Source organism: Desulfurellaceae bacterium, from assembly GCA_021296095.1.
GTDB lineage: Bacteria > Desulfobacterota > Binatia > Bin18 > Bin18 > JAAXHF01.
In genome coordinates, this window is sequence record JAGWBB010000017.1 from 1 (window position 1) to 15,308 (window position 15,308).

At 63.1% G+C, this 15,308-nt stretch carries 19 protein-coding genes; 10 read left to right on the forward strand and 9 right to left on the reverse strand.

From position 1 onward, the window contains the following. The 4 genes from J4F42_05630 to J4F42_05645 form a co-directional block, all read left to right on the forward strand. A partial coding sequence (locus J4F42_05630; protein MCE2484972.1) for an LLM class flavin-dependent oxidoreductase occupies positions 1 to 454 on the forward strand: 454 nt, incomplete at its 5' end. An 85-nt stretch (positions 455 to 539) separates the two neighbouring features. Beyond that, positions 540 to 1,247, forward strand: coding sequence for an alpha/beta fold hydrolase (locus J4F42_05635; GenBank protein MCE2484973.1), 708 nt, complete (start codon positions 540 to 542; stop codon positions 1,245 to 1,247). A 56-nt stretch (positions 1,248 to 1,303) separates the two neighbouring features. Continuing rightward, on the forward strand, positions 1,304 to 1,804 hold the full coding sequence (locus J4F42_05640) for a hypothetical protein (GenBank protein ID MCE2484974.1): 501 nt from the start codon (positions 1,304 to 1,306) through the stop codon (positions 1,802 to 1,804). Between the two features lie 55 nt (positions 1,805 to 1,859). Next, complete coding sequence (locus J4F42_05645) at positions 1,860 to 2,843, forward strand: hypothetical protein (GenBank protein MCE2484975.1); 984 nt, start codon at positions 1,860 to 1,862, stop codon at positions 2,841 to 2,843. A 20-nt stretch (positions 2,844 to 2,863) separates the two neighbouring features. Here J4F42_05645 and J4F42_05650 read toward each other — a convergent pair whose 3' ends face one another. The 4 genes from J4F42_05650 to J4F42_05665 all read right to left on the reverse strand — a co-directional run bounded on the left by J4F42_05650 (position 2,864) and on the right by J4F42_05665 (position 6,268). Further along, positions 2,864 to 3,739: an LLM class F420-dependent oxidoreductase gene (locus tag J4F42_05650; protein ID MCE2484976.1), complete on the reverse strand. Its 876-nt coding sequence runs from the start codon at positions 3,737 to 3,739 to the stop codon at positions 2,864 to 2,866. 162 nt (positions 3,740 to 3,901) lie between these two features. Further along, complete coding sequence (locus J4F42_05655) at positions 3,902 to 4,558, reverse strand: hypothetical protein (protein MCE2484977.1); 657 nt, start codon at positions 4,556 to 4,558, stop codon at positions 3,902 to 3,904. 54 nt (positions 4,559 to 4,612) lie between these two features. Continuing rightward, positions 4,613 to 5,059 carry a hypothetical protein gene (locus J4F42_05660; protein ID MCE2484978.1) on the reverse strand — a complete coding sequence of 149 codons (447 nt, stop codon included), beginning with the start codon at positions 5,057 to 5,059 and terminating at the stop codon, positions 4,613 to 4,615. A gap of 9 nt (positions 5,060 to 5,068) precedes the next feature. Beyond that, positions 5,069 to 6,268 carry an amidohydrolase gene (locus tag J4F42_05665; GenBank protein MCE2484979.1) on the reverse strand — a complete coding sequence of 400 codons (1,200 nt, stop codon included), beginning with the start codon at positions 6,266 to 6,268 and terminating at the stop codon, positions 5,069 to 5,071. 277 nt (positions 6,269 to 6,545) lie between these two features. Between J4F42_05665 and J4F42_05670 the strand changes: the two genes are divergently transcribed. The 4 genes from J4F42_05670 (at position 6,546) to J4F42_05685 (ending at position 11,086) form a co-directional block, all read left to right on the forward strand. Further along, the gene (locus J4F42_05670) at positions 6,546 to 7,145 is read left to right on the forward strand and encodes a TetR/AcrR family transcriptional regulator (GenBank protein ID MCE2484980.1); all 600 of its coding nucleotides are present in this window, start codon (positions 6,546 to 6,548) and stop codon (positions 7,143 to 7,145) included. A 216-nt stretch (positions 7,146 to 7,361) separates the two neighbouring features. Then, positions 7,362 to 8,237, forward strand: a complete 876-nt coding sequence (locus J4F42_05675) for a xanthine dehydrogenase family protein subunit M (GenBank protein MCE2484981.1) — start codon at positions 7,362 to 7,364, stop codon at positions 8,235 to 8,237. Beyond that, the gene (locus tag J4F42_05680) at positions 8,234 to 8,719 is read left to right on the forward strand and encodes a (2Fe-2S)-binding protein (protein ID MCE2484982.1); all 486 of its coding nucleotides are present in this window, start codon (positions 8,234 to 8,236) and stop codon (positions 8,717 to 8,719) included. Before J4F42_05675 ends, J4F42_05680 begins: the two co-directional genes overlap by 4 nt. After that, on the forward strand, positions 8,720 to 11,086 hold the full coding sequence (locus J4F42_05685; protein ID MCE2484983.1) for a xanthine dehydrogenase family protein molybdopterin-binding subunit: 2,367 nt from the start codon (positions 8,720 to 8,722) through the stop codon (positions 11,084 to 11,086). A 65-nt stretch (positions 11,087 to 11,151) separates the two neighbouring features. Here the strand turns inward: J4F42_05685 and J4F42_05690 are convergent, their stop codons facing one another. Genes J4F42_05690 through J4F42_05700 form a run of 3 tightly spaced genes read right to left on the reverse strand, consistent with a single transcriptional unit; the run spans position 11,152 to position 12,473 of the window. Then, the gene (locus J4F42_05690; protein ID MCE2484984.1) at positions 11,152 to 11,451 is read right to left on the reverse strand and encodes an MmoB/DmpM family protein; all 300 of its coding nucleotides are present in this window, start codon (positions 11,449 to 11,451) and stop codon (positions 11,152 to 11,154) included. Between the two features lie 29 nt (positions 11,452 to 11,480). Next, the gene (locus J4F42_05695; protein ID MCE2484985.1) at positions 11,481 to 11,795 is read right to left on the reverse strand and encodes a Rieske 2Fe-2S domain-containing protein; all 315 of its coding nucleotides are present in this window, start codon (positions 11,793 to 11,795) and stop codon (positions 11,481 to 11,483) included. Between the two features lie 60 nt (positions 11,796 to 11,855). Continuing rightward, the gene (locus J4F42_05700; GenBank protein MCE2484986.1) at positions 11,856 to 12,473 is read right to left on the reverse strand and encodes a 2-hydroxychromene-2-carboxylate isomerase; all 618 of its coding nucleotides are present in this window, start codon (positions 12,471 to 12,473) and stop codon (positions 11,856 to 11,858) included. A gap of 170 nt (positions 12,474 to 12,643) precedes the next feature. On the opposite strand from J4F42_05700, the gene J4F42_05705 reads away from it, so the two are divergent. Further along, on the forward strand, positions 12,644 to 13,153 hold the full coding sequence (locus tag J4F42_05705; protein MCE2484987.1) for a nuclear transport factor 2 family protein: 510 nt from the start codon (positions 12,644 to 12,646) through the stop codon (positions 13,151 to 13,153). Positions 13,154 to 13,162: 9 nt separating this feature from the next. After that, positions 13,163 to 13,942, forward strand: a complete 780-nt coding sequence (locus tag J4F42_05710) for a carbon-nitrogen hydrolase family protein (protein ID MCE2484988.1) — start codon at positions 13,163 to 13,165, stop codon at positions 13,940 to 13,942. A 3-nt stretch (positions 13,943 to 13,945) separates the two neighbouring features. Here the strand turns inward: J4F42_05710 and J4F42_05715 are convergent, their stop codons facing one another. Both J4F42_05715 and J4F42_05720 read right to left on the reverse strand, forming a co-directional pair. Continuing rightward, positions 13,946 to 14,404 carry a pyridoxamine 5'-phosphate oxidase family protein gene (locus J4F42_05715; GenBank protein ID MCE2484989.1) on the reverse strand — a complete coding sequence of 153 codons (459 nt, stop codon included), beginning with the start codon at positions 14,402 to 14,404 and terminating at the stop codon, positions 13,946 to 13,948. Positions 14,405 to 14,450: 46 nt separating this feature from the next. Then, positions 14,451 to 15,209 carry an SDR family oxidoreductase gene (locus J4F42_05720; protein MCE2484990.1) on the reverse strand — a complete coding sequence of 253 codons (759 nt, stop codon included), beginning with the start codon at positions 15,207 to 15,209 and terminating at the stop codon, positions 14,451 to 14,453. Positions 15,210 to 15,308: the final 99 nt, after the last annotated feature.

Consider the following 15,308-nt stretch of genomic DNA (forward strand, 5'->3'; position numbering starts at 1 on the left):
GAGCGATGAGTACCTGCGGGCGATGAAGACCCTGTGGACGCAGCCCGACCCGGAATTTGAGGGGGAATTCGTCAGCTTCAGCGATATCGAGTGTGAGCCAAAGCCGCTCCAGCAGCCGCCGCCGATCTGGCTCGGCGGTCACTCGGCCCGCGCCATGCGGCGGGTAGTCGAGTTCGGCGACGGTTGGCTGGCCGTACCCAAGAGCGTTGCGGCGTTTCATGACAGCCTGGGCGCCCTCCGGGTCGCCGCCGAACAAGCCGGTCGGGCGATGAGCGATATCCAGATCATGATCAGCCCGATGTACGTCGATTCGGTCGATGCCTACGTCGAAGAGTTCAAACGCTACAGCGCTATGGGCTACGATTCCTTCTTTGCCACGCTGCCCTTCTGGGCCCGGGGCCTGGACGGCATTCAGCAGGCCATGGACGACTTTGCGCGCAAGATGAACATGTAAGCCGGCAAGGGGCAGTCATGGGATGGGCGACGATTGACGGGCTTAAGATTCACTACCACACCGCCGGAGACCTCTCGGCGCCACCGTGCACGGCACGGGCTGCGACGGGCGGGTGTGGGCGCGTCACATGGCAGCCCTGGCCGACCGCCATGCTGCGGTCGCCATTGACCTGCCCGGCCACGGCCGCTCAGCGGGCGACGGTTTTCGGGGGGTGGCGGATTATGCCTATTGTGTGGCCCGGCTGGCCGCCCATCTGGAATGGGACCGCTGTGTTGTCGCCGGCCACTCCCTGGGTGGGGGCATCGCCCTGGCCCTGGCCGTTTACCACGCCGAGTTGCTGGACGGCCTGCTGCTGATCGACACCGGGGCTCGGCTGCGCGTCAATCCGACCATCCTGGAAAATGCCCGTCGGGCGGTCGAGGGCGAACAACCCTTGGCGCTCGATCCGCGCATGGGCTATGCCACAAGCACGCCCCAGTCGGTGATTGACGAAATCGAGGCGCTCAGCGCCGACACCGACCCCCGGGTCACCTACAAAGACTGGATCAGCGACGACAGCTTTGACTTCATGAGCCGGCTGAGCGGCATTCAGGTCCCGAGTCTGGCCATTTGCGGCGATGAGGACCGCTTCACCCCGGTCAAGTACCACGTCTACCTGCGCGACCGGATGCCCAACTGTCAGCTGGCCATCATCACCCGGGCCGGCCATTGGACGTATGCCGAGCAGCCGCAGGCCTTCGACCGGGTTGTCCGCTCCTACCTGGACACGCTTCCTCCGCAACGGAGCGAATAGCGCGGCAGACTCGCGGCAAAGCAAGGCGATCTTCAGACTCCGAAGGAGACGGAACCATGTCTGAGTACACCACCGTGTTCGGCTCACTCGACCGCTACGAAAAAGGCCGGCTCGAAATCATCGACGACGACCCGCGCCACTACGCCTTTTCCAATGTGTTCGAGGTGGCGGCTCAGGCGCAGCCGTATGAAAAAATCGCGGTGGCAAAAAACCTGGAATACGTGGTCGAGGTCATCCGTGCCGAGGGCCGCTCGGACTGGTTTGCGTGTGCCCATGACGAGTTTGCCGTGGTCCTGGACGGCCAGGTGGAGATTCATCTGCTCAAACTCGACGATCCGCGGTCCGTCCTGGCCCAGGACAGCCACGGCGCGGTGCGCGTTCCCGGCAGCCCGGTCGGTCGCAAAATGGGCTGGATGAAACTCAGTCGTGGCCATCAGGCCCTGCTGCCCGCAGACGCGGCGTATCAATTTGTCGCCGCACAGCCCGGCGTCGTCCTGCTGCAAACCCTGCACGGCGATCTCACCGTCGAGAAGTGGGCCGAGGTGTGCCAAGCATAGTGTGCCAGGTATAGCATCCAGGCATAGGGCGACAGACCCGAAGAGGAGAGACACCATGCCGAGTGCTTCAGATCCCCACCCCACCACCGGCTATACAAGCTTCCAGCTGGGCCGGTTCTCGTTCAGCCGAGACGAATATTTTGTGACCGTCAGCTGGCCCGCCCGGGAAACCCAGCTGTCTCACACCATGCCGGTTGACGCCTTCCTGCGCGCCCTGGTCCGAGACGTAGCCTGGGGCTTCTTCTACGGCTGGGTCAATTTCGACACCGTGCTGGGCACGCGCAACAGGTATGGCAGGGTGGAACTGTACGCCGGCCGGTATGACGACAGCTACCACCGGGCTGGCCTCGACTATGTCGAAAGTTTTGACACGCCCCAGATTCTGGACACCTTCCAGGCCATGCTGGCCGACTGGACCAACGCCGGCTTTGATCCCTTTGCCGCTCCGGCCGAGACCGGCACGTCCGTGTTTGGCAAAAAACACGGGACCAACAGAGCTGCGATTGAACGCCAGCGGGAGACATGCAAACGCATGCCGGGCTTACCCGGCGATGCCTCCCTGCGGTCGGACGAGAGCGGCTATCCGGTCAACCGGGCGTTTGCCGACGTGGACCAGGATGAACCGGAGGTCCACGCCGAGCCGGGCTTTGAGAATGAGGTCCACGCCTTCAACCTGTTCAAGTATCTGTCCCGCTCGGACGTGACCTGGAACCCGTCGGTCGTCTCGGTCTGCCGCAACAGCCTGTTCTGTCCGACCACCGAGGAACACATCCTGCCCGTCATCCACGGCAACGACCGGGTCGAGTGGTTCATTCAGCTCAGCGATCAGATCACCTGGCAGGTCAGCGACAAAGCAACTGGCCGACCCCGGGCGCGGGTCATCATGAAGCCGGGCGATGTGGCGGCCATGCCGGCCGATATTCGGCACCAAGGCTTCTCGCCCAAGCGGGCCATGCTGCTGGTGTGGGAAAATGCCACGCCGGGGCTGGCCGACAAATACGACGCGGGCGAGCTGTCGCCCTACCCGATTGCGCTGTAGTCGGCCGTACCCGGTTCGGTCTATACGGCCTGGGCCCGCTCCACGATCGGCGCCACCCGGTCGATACAGCCGAGCGGGTTACCCTCGGCAATCTCTTTGGCAAACGGCTGTGAGAAGAGCACAATCCGACTCGCCCCCGCATCCCGGAAGGCGGCCAGCTCGTCAGCCGACAGGCCGCCGTCTTTGGGATCGACAAAGGCCGACATCTGGAGAGCGTCAGGATCGCGCCCGGCTTCTCTGGTCAGCTCCCGAATGGTGTTGACCTTGGCTTTATAGTCCTCGGGATCAAACGCCAGCGGACACCAGCCGTCATAGGTACGGGCGACCCGTTCGAGCGCTTTTGGCACGTGTCCGCCCAGAAAGATCGGCGGACCGGACGGCTGGACCGGTTTGGGATCGCAATACACGGGCGGGAACTGAACCATTTCGCCCTGATAGCTCGGCTCCTGCTGGGTCCAGCACAGGCGCAGCGCCTCGGTCGTCTCACGCAGCCGTCTCCAGCGCAACCGAAAGCTGGTGCCCATGACCTCGGTCTCCTCCCGCAGCCAGCCCGCGCCGACCCCGATCATGACCCGACCGTTGGAGTACATGTCGAGGCTGGCAATGACCTTGGCCGTGATCAGCGGCTCGCGCTCCGGGAACAGACAGATGCCGGTCGCCAGCTTGAGGCGTGAGGTCACCGCCGCAGCCATGGTCAGGGCCACAAACGGGTCTGCCCAGCGGTTGTAGTGCCGGGGCAAGGTGCCTCCACCCGGGACTTCGGTTTTGAAGCCGACCGGAATCACCGGGTGTTCTGGAATCCACAGCGACTCAAAGCCGAGGCTCTCTACCCGCTGGGCAATGTCGGCAATGTTCTTGGTATCGGACGTGGCTGGAACGAGAATGCCAATTTCCATCTTCTCTCCCCCCTTTTCATAGCATTGGAATTGGAGAAAAACCGTTGCGAGCGTCGGGAGAACAAGGCGCGAGAAGACGAGAAACCGGAGTGTCCATAAGGGTACATGAGGATTTTGAGTCTTCGAGGAACGCCGGTATCCCAAGCGCAGCAGGTTTTTCCTTTAGTCGAGCGGAATGCTGTCCATGGGCAGCAGAAAGGCCCACAGGTCGCGTCGGACGCCGGCATTTTTCATGGCCAGCTGGGCCGAACGAATAACCTCGCCAGCCTTGGTCGCGTCCCGGTACCAGCGTGCGCTGGCCCAGGCTGCGGGCGTGTGATCGACGATGGCCAACGCCGCAGTCTCATAATAGCCCCGGATGTCCTGGGCCACCCGAGCCGGAATGCCGGGGATTCTGGCCTCTTTCCACGGCGTGCCCTGGGCGATCCGAATGAATGCCTCAAGCGCCTGCGGAATATCGTCGGGACTGAGCGTGCGCGTGGCGGCGCCCCGCTCGCCGTGCTCGGCCACCGCCCGGTCGTAGGCGGTCCGCAGACCACGCGCCTCATCCACCGCCGGGTGGGCATCAGAGTCATAGCGGGGCGGCAGCGCGCACACCAAAACCTCCGAACCCTCGTCGGCCACCCGCTCGGGAAAATCTTCCAGAGCCGGCTGGCTGCGCTCCAGCAGGGAAAAACCATGCGCCAGCACCCGATGCTGGAAGGCCGCATCGCCGGGCTTGCCAAGCGGACGGCCGAGCGGGAAGTCGCAGAACAGGCCGCGCGGCGGGACCGTGTTGACCAGCTGCTCACGGATCGAGCCGAGCACGATCGTCGCCATCCCGGCCGCCTCGAAAATATGGGCCAGCGTACTCACGGTACGCGTACACAGCGGTCACACCGGGGTGAGCACGACGACATCAACACCCTGCCCGCGCAGATAGGCCGCCCCGGCCGGGCCGCCGTCCATGCGGAGCTGGGCCAGGTCAAACTGGTTGCCGGCGTAGGCCAGGTGCTGGTCGGCCACCTGACCGATCCTGCCCTGAGCGGCGAGTTCATCCAGCCGGTCCAACGGAAATACCACGTTCAGATCGAGCGCCACGCCCGAGGCATCGAAGTTCGGACTCCAGTGGCCGACCAGATAGTCGCGCCGCGCGCTGTCGAGCACCCGATAGCTGGTATCCATGGGCGCAAAGTCATCCTGGTCGGGATGGTGGAGCGAGGCCGAGGTGACCAGCGCGACAGTCGCCCGCTCCAGCGGCGGAGGAACGCTGAAGGCCGGATTCTCAAACACCGGACACTCGATGTTGCGGACCGCATCTTTGATTTCAGTATCGGACATGCCGCCTCCTCAGTCGAGCTTGTAGACCCTGGCCACGTTCTCACCCAGGATGCCACACCGGGCCGCGTCGGTCATCGGCGCCACCATCTCGCCCAGTTCTTCCAGATACTTAGCGGGATGGTCGGGATGGGGATAATCGCTGGCCCAGAAAAACTTGTCCTCACCGACCATGCCGGTCAGCGCGCTGATGGTCCGCTCTTCCGGGTCGGCCGAGATATAGCACTGGCGCTTGAAGTAATACGAGGGCGGGTGTTTGAGCCTGACCGTTGCGCTGAGCGTCGTGCCTTTGAAGATGGCGTCGGCCCGGTCCAGGAAGTAGCCGATCCAACCGGCCTGCGACTCCAGCACCACGGTCCGCAGACGCGGGAAACGCTCGAACACGCCGAGCTGAAAAAAGGTGGCAAAGGCATGCTGCACCCCCTGGCCGGCAAACAGGTCGTTATACCAGGCCGCCCAGCCGAACTTGTCATAGCGGTGGTGGATGCTGAACTCGGGCGGCTCAAAGGTCGGATGAATGGCCAGCGGCACATCGAGGTCTTGGGCTGCGGCAAAAACCGCGTCGTGGCGTACGTCGCCGTGCGGGATACGCGTCATCGTGAACGGGGCGACAAAGGCGCCTTTGCAGCCGTCCTCGACGGCCCGCTGCAGCTCACGGGCGGCCTCTTCGGGCTCGCCCAGGGACAGATGGGCGATCGGCACCAGCCGTCCGCCGGAATCACGGCAAAAGTCGGCGATCCAGCGGTTATAGGCCCGACAATAGGCGGCCGAAAGCTCGGCATCGAACAGCTCGGCTTCCCACAACAGGCCGAGCGTGGGATACAGCACGGCCTTTTCCATGCCCTCCTGTTCGAGGAGTGCCAGCCGCTCCTTCATATCCATGGTGCCGAACGCGGCACCCCTCAGGTAGGTCTGCTCGGGTCCCATCCGAATGGCCCGCATGTCTTCCGGGCTGACCTCGCCGTCCATGGCCCTGCGGCGCAGCTGCTGGGCTTCCTCGACCTGCTTGCCCATGCCGCCCAGCGTCCCCAGCATGCCGGGTTTGATCAGCCTGGCCCGCTTTTGATCGACCTCCAGATACTCATAGCCATCCTCGCCGACCCGCAGGCGCAGAGCCCGCTCACGATAGCGGGGTTCGAGATAGGTTTCCCACAAATCGGGCGGTTCCAGAATATGTCCGTCACAATCAATCACTACAGGTTCTACCGTCATAACCTCCGTCCTCTCAGGTCTTTTCGTTGCGCCCACAGGTCAATCATGCCTGCGGCAGGCTCGTCAAGTAGCCCGCCGCTCTTGAGCCGCCATCCCTGAGCAGCTTCCCTGCATAGCTACTGCGACTTGAACGGCAAGTCACTAGTTATGCTAGGGCAACAACCTTGAAATGTACCAGGACCCGGCCTGACGGATAGTTGACATTTGTGACGATTATGGACAGTGTGGGCGTGTCACACGTGGGCAGTGTTTCAGCAAATGAAAGAGGAGGAGCCCCTTGTCCGCCGCGCTTTCAAAAGACGAACAGTCTGAGAGAACCCGGAGAGCCTTGATCGGCGTTGCCCGGGATATATTTACCGAGCAGGGCTATGCGCAAACCGCGACAGAAGAGATTGTGCGGCGCGCCGGGGTAACCAGAGGCGCGCTGTATTACCACTATCGCGACAAAGCCGCCCTGTTTAAGGCGGTGTTTGAGGAAGAGAGGACCGCCTTGATCCAAGCGGTTCTCGAGCGCATACAGGCGGCCGAGGGCGACACCTGGCAGCGCTTCGTTGTGACGGGCTGCCACGCTTTTATCGAACATACCTCAAACCCGACCGTGCGGCGTATTGTCCATACCGACGGTCCGGCGGTCCTTGACTGGGTCGCGCTGCAACAGAGCGGGCCGGGGCTAATGCTGTTGCGCACCGTGTTCACACGGCTGATGGCCGAGGGACTGATCGAAGAGCAGCCGGTCGAATCCCTGGCCCGCCTGGCCTGGGCCATGCTCTTTGAGGCGGCGATCTATATCGGTCAGGCTGGCGATAGTGCGGAAGCCCGTGAGGAAGTGCTCAACACGCTGCTTCGCCTCATCGCCGGATTGCGACCCGACCCCTAGACCGGAAAGTACGGGTTCATGGTGCGGGGGGAGCCGCTGGAGCCACTCCCGTCTGTACCCCGTCACCCAACAGGTTCCGGTAGGGTGCGGACGACGCAGATCCTGGCCTTGTACCCACTGGTCAATCATGTCTCCGGGAAGCTCGCCAAGTAACCCGGTTGCCTGTGGCCGACGCTCTTGAGCCGCCATCCCCGAGCAGCCACCCTGCACAGCCACATGAAACCTGCGCCGTTTGCCTACCACGATCCCCGCACTGTGGATGAAGCCCTATCTCTGCTCCAACGCTACGGTGACGAGGCCAAGGTTCTTGCCGGTGGTCAGAGCCTGATGCCTGTGCTGAACTTCCGTCTCAGCGTGCCGAGCGTCCTGATCGATATCAACCGAGTCTCAGAGTTGGCCTATATTCGGCATCAGCCCGGTCAGCTTCACATCGGGGCTCTGACCCGTCAGCGCCAGATCGAATTTTCTGAGTTGGTGTCCCTGCACGTGCCGCTCCTGCACCGGGCGACGCAGCTGATTGGCCATTTACCGATCCGCACCCAGGGGACAATCGGAGGGAGTATGGTCCACGCCGACCCGGCGGCCGAGTACCCGACGGTAACCGTGGCCTTAGGCGCCGAGTTTGTCGTCCGGGGACCACGCGGCAGCCGAGTGGTGGCGGCTGAGGACTTCTTCGTGGACTATCTCACCACTGTACTCATGCCCGACGAACTGTTGCTCGAGGTCCGCTTTCCAACCGTGTATTCCAGCTACGGCCAAGCGTTTGTCGAGTTTGCCCGGCGGCACGGAGATTTTGCCCTGGTCGGGATCGCCGCGCTGCTTGAGATGCAGGACAATCAGTATCGCTCAGCTCGGCTGGCGACTGCGGGACTCGGTCCACAACCAGTCCGGCTCCGGGAGGTCGAGCAGATGCTTATCCAAGACGGGCTGAGCGAGGTGAGCCGCCGGGCGGCGGCCGCGCGGGCGGCCGAACTGGTTGAACCGGACAGCGACCTGCACGCCTCGGCCGAGTTCCGGCGTCACCTGACCCGGGTACTCAGTCACCGGGCGATCCAACAGGCAGCGGCCCGCCCCGAGGAGATCGCGTTATGACTGACCGGCGGTCCGTTCAGCTGACGATAAACGGCGTGACCTATAGCGGCCACGTTGAGCCACGGACCCTGTTGGTCGATTTCCTGCGTCATGATCTGGGCCTGACGGGCAGCCACGTTGGCTGTGAACACGGTGTTTGCGGAGCGTGTACCATTCTGGTCAACGGCGAGGCCGTTCGGTCGTGTCTGATGCTGGCCGTACAGGCCGATGGCGCCCGGCTGCTGACCGTTGAAGGGCTGGCTCAGGATGGCCAACTCCACCCACTGCAAGACGCATTCCGGGAACACCACGGACTCCAGTGCGGCTTCTGTACCCCGGGCATGCTGCTGACCGCGTACGATCTCCTGCAAACAAACCCAACTCCAAGCGAGCAGGAAATACGGGCCGGGCTGTCCGCCGTCCTGTGCCGGTGTACCGGCTATCAGGGGATTGTCGGGGCGGTTCAGGCTGCGGCAAAACGGCTGGAGGCGAGCAAGACATAAATGGCGGTGCTCAGCCCAAAACTCGTCGGTGCCAGAGTCAGGCGTACAGAAGACGTGCGCCTGCTGACCGGACAGGGGAGCTATGTCGACGATTACCGGCCGCCCGGCCTGCTGCATGCCGCCTTTGTGCGCAGTCCGTATGCCCATGCGCGCATTGTTCAACTCGACGTGTCAGCCGCGCTGCGGCTCGACGGCGTGCTCGCCGTCGTGACCGGCCAGGAACTCGCCCGAGAAATCAAACCCGTCCGGGCGGGCTCAACAATGGCGGATTACAAGGAAACCGGTTTTCCGCCCCTGGCGGTCGACAAGGTTCGGTTTGTGGGCGAGGCGGTTGCCGTTGTGGTGGCAGACAGTCGCTATATTGCCGAAGACGCGCTTGAGCAGATCCAGGTTGAATATGACCCGCTCGAAGCGCTGAGCGATGTGGAGCAGGCCCTGGCCCAGACCACGGTTCTGCTCCACGAGGAGGCCGGCAGCAATGTCCTTCTGTCACGCCAGTTTACGGCCGGAGACGTTGACGCGGCCATGGACAGAGCGCCGGTCCGTGTCCGGGAGCGCTTTCGGTTTCATCGTCATACGGCCGTGTGCATGGAGAACCGGGGCTGTGTGGCCGAGTATGCGGCGGGCAGCGCAAGCCTGACGCTGCGCTCGGCAACCCAGTGTCCGGGTTTGCTGCGCGATGCCCTGGCCGAGCTGCTGGATATGCCCGAACACAGCATCCGCGTGGTGGCGGCTGACGTGGGCGGCGGCTTTGGCGCCAAGTCCTCCCTGTATCCCGAAGAACTGACCCTGTGTGCCGTGGCGAAACGCCTGGGGCGTCCTGTGAAGTGGATCAGTGACCGACGCGAAGACCTGATGACCTCGACCCAGGCCTGGGACGAGATTGTCGATGCCGAACTGGCCGTGCAGCGGGATGGAACGATTGTCGGCCTGCGGGCCGAGGTCGTGTCGGATATCGGCGCGTATTCCATTTATCCCTGGACCTCAACGGTCGAACCGGTCCAGGCCGTCAGCTTTTTACCCGGTCCCTACCGTATTCCCCACTACCGGGGTCGAACCCGGGGAGTGGCCACGTGTAAGGCCCCAATGGGTCCCTACCGGGGTGTGGGCCGACCGTTGACGACCTTTGTGACCGAGGGCTTGATTGATCGAGCGGCTCGCCGACTCGGTCGAGATGCGGCTGAGTTACGTCTCCAGAATTCCATTCGTGCCCAGGATTTTCCGTATAAAACGCCCTCCGGCATTGTCTGGGATCAGGCCAGTCTGGTCGAGTGCCTGGAAAAAGCCCGTGCCGTCCTGGACGAGCAGACGACACGCAAATGGCAGGCCGAGGCGCGAGCGGACGGCCGCTGGGTCGGTATTGGCTTTGCCAGCTATATCGAGTTAACCGGGGTGGGCTCGGCCATTCCGGTTTCTCCGGGCATGCCGGTCTCGACCGGGACCGAGGCGGCGTTCTTACGGATAGACCCGTCGGGGACGGTCACGGCCACGTTCAGCGTTGCCCCTCAGGGCCAGGGGCACGAGACCGCCCTGGCTCAGCTCATCGGTGACGCCCTCGGTGTCAGGTTTGAAGATATCCGTGTCATCTGTGGCGACACCGCGCTGGCCCCGCACGGCACCGGCACCTATGCCAGCCGCAGCGCGGTCATTGCCGGCGGAGCGGCAATCCGAGCCGGGCAGGCACTCAAGGAAAAAGCCCTCCAGATTGCCGGGCACATGATGGAGAGCAATCCGTCCGCCCTTGATATCCAAGACGGGGAGGTCTTCATCAAGGCCAGTGCGGACCGACGCCTCCCTTTTCGGGAAGTGGCCAAAGCCGCCTACGGCGGTCTCCGCCGTCTGCCCAAAGACATGGAACCCGGGCTTGAGGTGACGCGTTTTTATGACCCATATTTCGGTACTGCCTCAAACGCCACCCACGTGGCGGTCGCCGAGGTCGACCGAGACACCTACCAGGTCAAGCTTGAGCGCTACATCGTGGTCGAAGACTGTGGACGGATCATCAACCCCATGATCGTTGACGGCCAGGTGCGGGGCGGCGTCGCCCAGGGCATTGGCGCAGCCCTGTACGAGGAGGTCGTGTATGACGAAGCGGGCCAGCTGCTGACCGGCTCCTTGGTCGACTATCTCGTTCCCACCGCCTCAGAACTTCCAGCGGTCGAGGTCTACCATATCGAAACGCCCTCCCCGACCACCTTGGGCGGCTTTCGGGGTATGGGTGAAGGCGGGACGATCGGTGCTCCGGCCGCCCTGGCCAACGCCGTCTCGGACGCCCTTACTCCGCTGGGAATTGAGATAAACGAACTGCCGATCACCCCGCAGCGCTTGTTTGAGCTGGTGCGGGGAAGAAATGATGAAGGCGGATAAGGCTCGGGGCTGGTTCAACCGTTCTGCATCGAGCAATGCCCTGAGTTTTGCCTGCATCCCCGATACTACAGCTTTTTGTCCAGATAGAAACGCATGTACTCGCTGCTGGTTTCAATCTGTCCGGCAAAAGAGCTGAGCATGGTTTCCAGTTCCTGCATCTGAAACGGCCGCCCCAGACAGGTCTCCAGCGTCTGGCGACGAATCACGCACTCGGTCTGTGTCTCAATCTGGATATACGCCGTGTGGTCTTCGATGCGGATGTCCTGGTCAGGATTGTCCTGATGGATGGCCTCAACAGCCGCGTCGGCGATTTCTCCGGCGCTCAGAACCGGGCCAACCGTGTTCTTGCCGGTTTCAGCGCTCATAGGCCGCTCACACTCCAACCTGCCGGAGTTCAACCGGCGACATCGACATAGACGGCGTCGCCCTCAATCTTGATCGGATAGCGCTTCAACTCGCAGTCATCAGGCTCGATACCTCGCCCGGTGAGCACGTCGAACTCCCAGCGGTGCGAGTTGCAGATCAGCACCCGGTGCCCGTCGAACTCCCCGGCCGATAAGGGAAAATTCTGGTGTGGGCACTCGCCCTGTATGGCGATCAGCTCGCTATCCCGGGGGTGGATAAGGACAATCGTGTGTCCGTCACACTCGAACTCGGCGAGATCGCCCTCCCCGACCTCCTCCACACCACACACCCGGATAAATGCCATCGTCTTTTCCCACCCTTCAGGCCGGCCCGACTTCCAGACAAACGCGACAGGCCCGAACGGCTAGGCCGCCGTCCGCTGGGCCCGGATTTCCTCTTCTACCTCGACCAGCTTGTCCTTGCCGAAAAAGAGTTCGTCCCCGACAAAAAAGCTCGGCGCGCCAAATACACCACGGGCCACCGCATCCTCGGTGTTCTCGAGCAGCCGCTGTTTGATCGCCGGCTGCTGTACGCCAGCCATGATGGCACCGGCGGGCAGACCGGACGCGGCCAGCGCTGCCCGCATCACCTCGGCCTCGTCCATCTTCTTGGGCTCGACCCACATGTGGTGATACACGGCGTCAACGTACTGGGCGAAATAGTCCTGGCTCTGGGCAAAAACGGCCCCCCGCATGAGCCGGAGGGTATTGACCGGAAAGTGGGGATTCCTGGTATAGGCGGTAATGGCGTGCTTTTTGAGGAAGCGCCGCGTTTCCAGGGCGTAATACTCGGGCTTATTGGCGATGCCCTTGAGCGACACCGCAGGCGAGACGTTGTTGGTGGCTTTGAACACCCCCCCGAGCAAAATCGGGACATAGGTGAAGGTCGCGCCGGTCCGCGCCTCAATGGCTGGAATCACGAGATGCGCCAGGTAGGCGTTGGGACTGCCAAAATCAAAATGAAACTCAATCCGTGGTGTCATGGCCGGCCTACCTCTTGCGTGCAGCGCGTTTCGCCCTCAGGCTGGGGCAAGACTAAGCCATTTCCCCGCTCCGAGCAACACGGGCGAGACCTGAACGCCGCACGATGCACGCCTCTCGAACTCCCCGGCTGAACGCGCTAGTCTGACGGGAAAAAATAGCGGAGGGACGTATGACAGCAGAGAATGCCGCACTCCAGGAGTTGCTTGATAAAAATGCCTGCCAAGAGGTGTTGATCCGCTATGCGCGGGCGCTTGATTGGGTTGATGAGGAGACGCTGAAAACCGTGTTCTTCCCAGATGCGGAGATCGACTACGGCTTTTTTACCGGCCGGGGAGACGCGTTCATTCCGGTCGTGATTGAGCTGGAACGGGGATTTCTGCGCCGCTGGCACAACAACGGGCCGGCCCTGATCACGCTCAGCGGCGATGTGGCTGAGGCCGAGAGCTATGGCCTGGCCGCGGCCGTCTCTCGGCAGGACGGCCAGACCGTGACCAACGTGTTCGGCGGGCGTTATCTCGACCGCCTGGAACGTCGTGACGGGCAGTGGGGCATTGCCAAACGACAGTACCTGTTGGACTGGCAGCGCTCCTTTGAGATGGACGCGGCAAACGAGGCTGTTCCGGGCTTGCCCTGGCTCGACGGAGCGGACCCCGACCATCCGCTGTACCGCCGCCTGTAGGAGTCGGACATGGCCATCTACCGCGTTGCGGTCGGCGAAGTCGCCCCGGAACTCTCACACGGAAGCCAAGCCTGGACCGATCTGATCCGCGACCTTGAGCGGCTTCGACCAGACCTGTTTGTGCTGAATGAGCTGCCCTTTGGCCCGTGGCTGGCCGCCCGGCCCGGCTATGATCGGGACGCCTGGCGGGCGTGTGTCGCTGCGCATGAAAAAGGGCTAGCGGCCGTCCACGAACTCGGGGTGCCGACCGTCCTGGGCAGCCGCGCCGTCGATCTTGACGGTCGCCGCTGCAACCAGGGTTTTATCTGGCGCCGCGCCACCGGGCTTGAGGCGATCCATACCAAACAGCATCTTCCGCGCTCGCCCGGCTATTGGGAGACGAGTTGGACGCAGCCGGGGTGGCAGCGATTTCAGACTGCCCGCGCCGGGCAGCTGCGGGTCGGCATGCTGATCTGCACCGACATCATGTTCAACGAACACGCCCGGCAGTACGGACGGGACGGGGTTGATCTCATTGTCGTGCCCCGCGCCACGCCCCCCCTGGCCTCGCATCAGTTCGAGGTGGCCTTGCAGATGACCGCGATTGTCTCGGGCTGTTATGTGGCGTCGTCGGACCGTCGGGGAACCGATTCGGCCGGCGAGGCGTTTGCCGGCCACGGCTGCATCATCAATCCGATCGGCCAGACCGTGGCCGCGACCTCGTTTTTCAGCCGGGTGGCGGTGCACGATATTGATACCGATTTCGTGCGCGGTCAGCAGCAGCGCTACCCGTGCAATGTCGTTGACTGAGCGTCACCGACCGTCAGGCTGGGGCGTCACCTTCACCGCAACAAGCGAGCCGGCCTCGACCCGGCCAGCCAAGGGCCGCGCCCAGTAGGTCAACCACGCCGCCCAGTATTTGCGTTTGTAAACAGCGTTCATCCGCTCCAACGTGGGGACATCGGTCACGACGTGTGCCGGTCCGACAAAGGCCGGTTCAGTCGCGTCGCTCAGCCACACCTGAGCCGGACTGCCCCGGCGGATGCGCCGGGCTTTATACGAGTCCGGGGCAGTAATGAAATAGACGGCCTCGCCGTCGTACATGAACCACACCGGAGCCGCCCTGCCCCAGCCGCCGTCGGCGCGCTGGGTGGCGATAGAGACCAGTTTTTGCGTCTCCAGAGCCGTTTTGACCGAATCGCCCAGCTGGCCCGCACCATAGGCTACAACACACACGCTGAGGGTCAGCAGAATACCGAGAAAAATGGGCATGACAGGGACTCCTCCATCCATCGGGAACGGCGCGTCGGCTCCGCATTCAGCTCCGTAAATACGACGCCCCGTTCACGTCAATGATGCTGCCGGTGGCAAAATTGGCCTGACCGGAGGCCAGAAAGGCGACAATCGCGGCCACCTCCTCGGGCTTGCCGACCCGGTTCAGGGGACTCTGAGCCCGAATCGCGTCCCCACGCGGACTGGCCAGAATCGACGCCGACATATCGGTCTCGACAAAACCAGGGGCCACCACATACACGAAGATGTTCTCCGGCGCCAGGGCCTGGGCCAGCGACTGGCTCATGATGTTGAGGGCGGCCTTGCTGGAGGCATAGGCCGGGGACTTGGGCGCCCCCCGGAAGGCGCCCCGAGACGAGATGTTGACGATCTGGCCCCCGCCGTTATCCCGCATATGCCGGGCAGCCCAGAACATCACGTTGGACGGGCCGACCAGATTGGTGTCGAGAGTGCGCTGCCAGACATCGTTCCACACCTCATAGTCAACCCGCAGCACAGGCTGCCACTTGTTAATCGCGGCATTGTTGACCACGATATGCAGGCCGCCCATGTCGGCGGTGATGACACCGACCATGGCCTGGACCGCCGCTGGGTCGGTCAGGTTGGCCTGGACAACACGGTGCGGCCCGCCGGCCAGCGAGGCCAGGGTTTCCTCAGCCGCTGTTCGGTCCTGATTATAGTGAATGGCGATCCGTCCGCCCTGCTGGGCGAGCTGTTGGGCGATAGCGCGGCCGATACCGCGGGACGCGCCGGTGACCAGGGCGACTTTGTCTGTCAGGCTCATGGGGGTGCCTCCGTTTGCGTCTGCGTGCTGGCCCGCAGACTACCGTAGATTCGAGAAGAATTGAATGATATGGCAATCCCATGAACAGCCTGGGAGGAA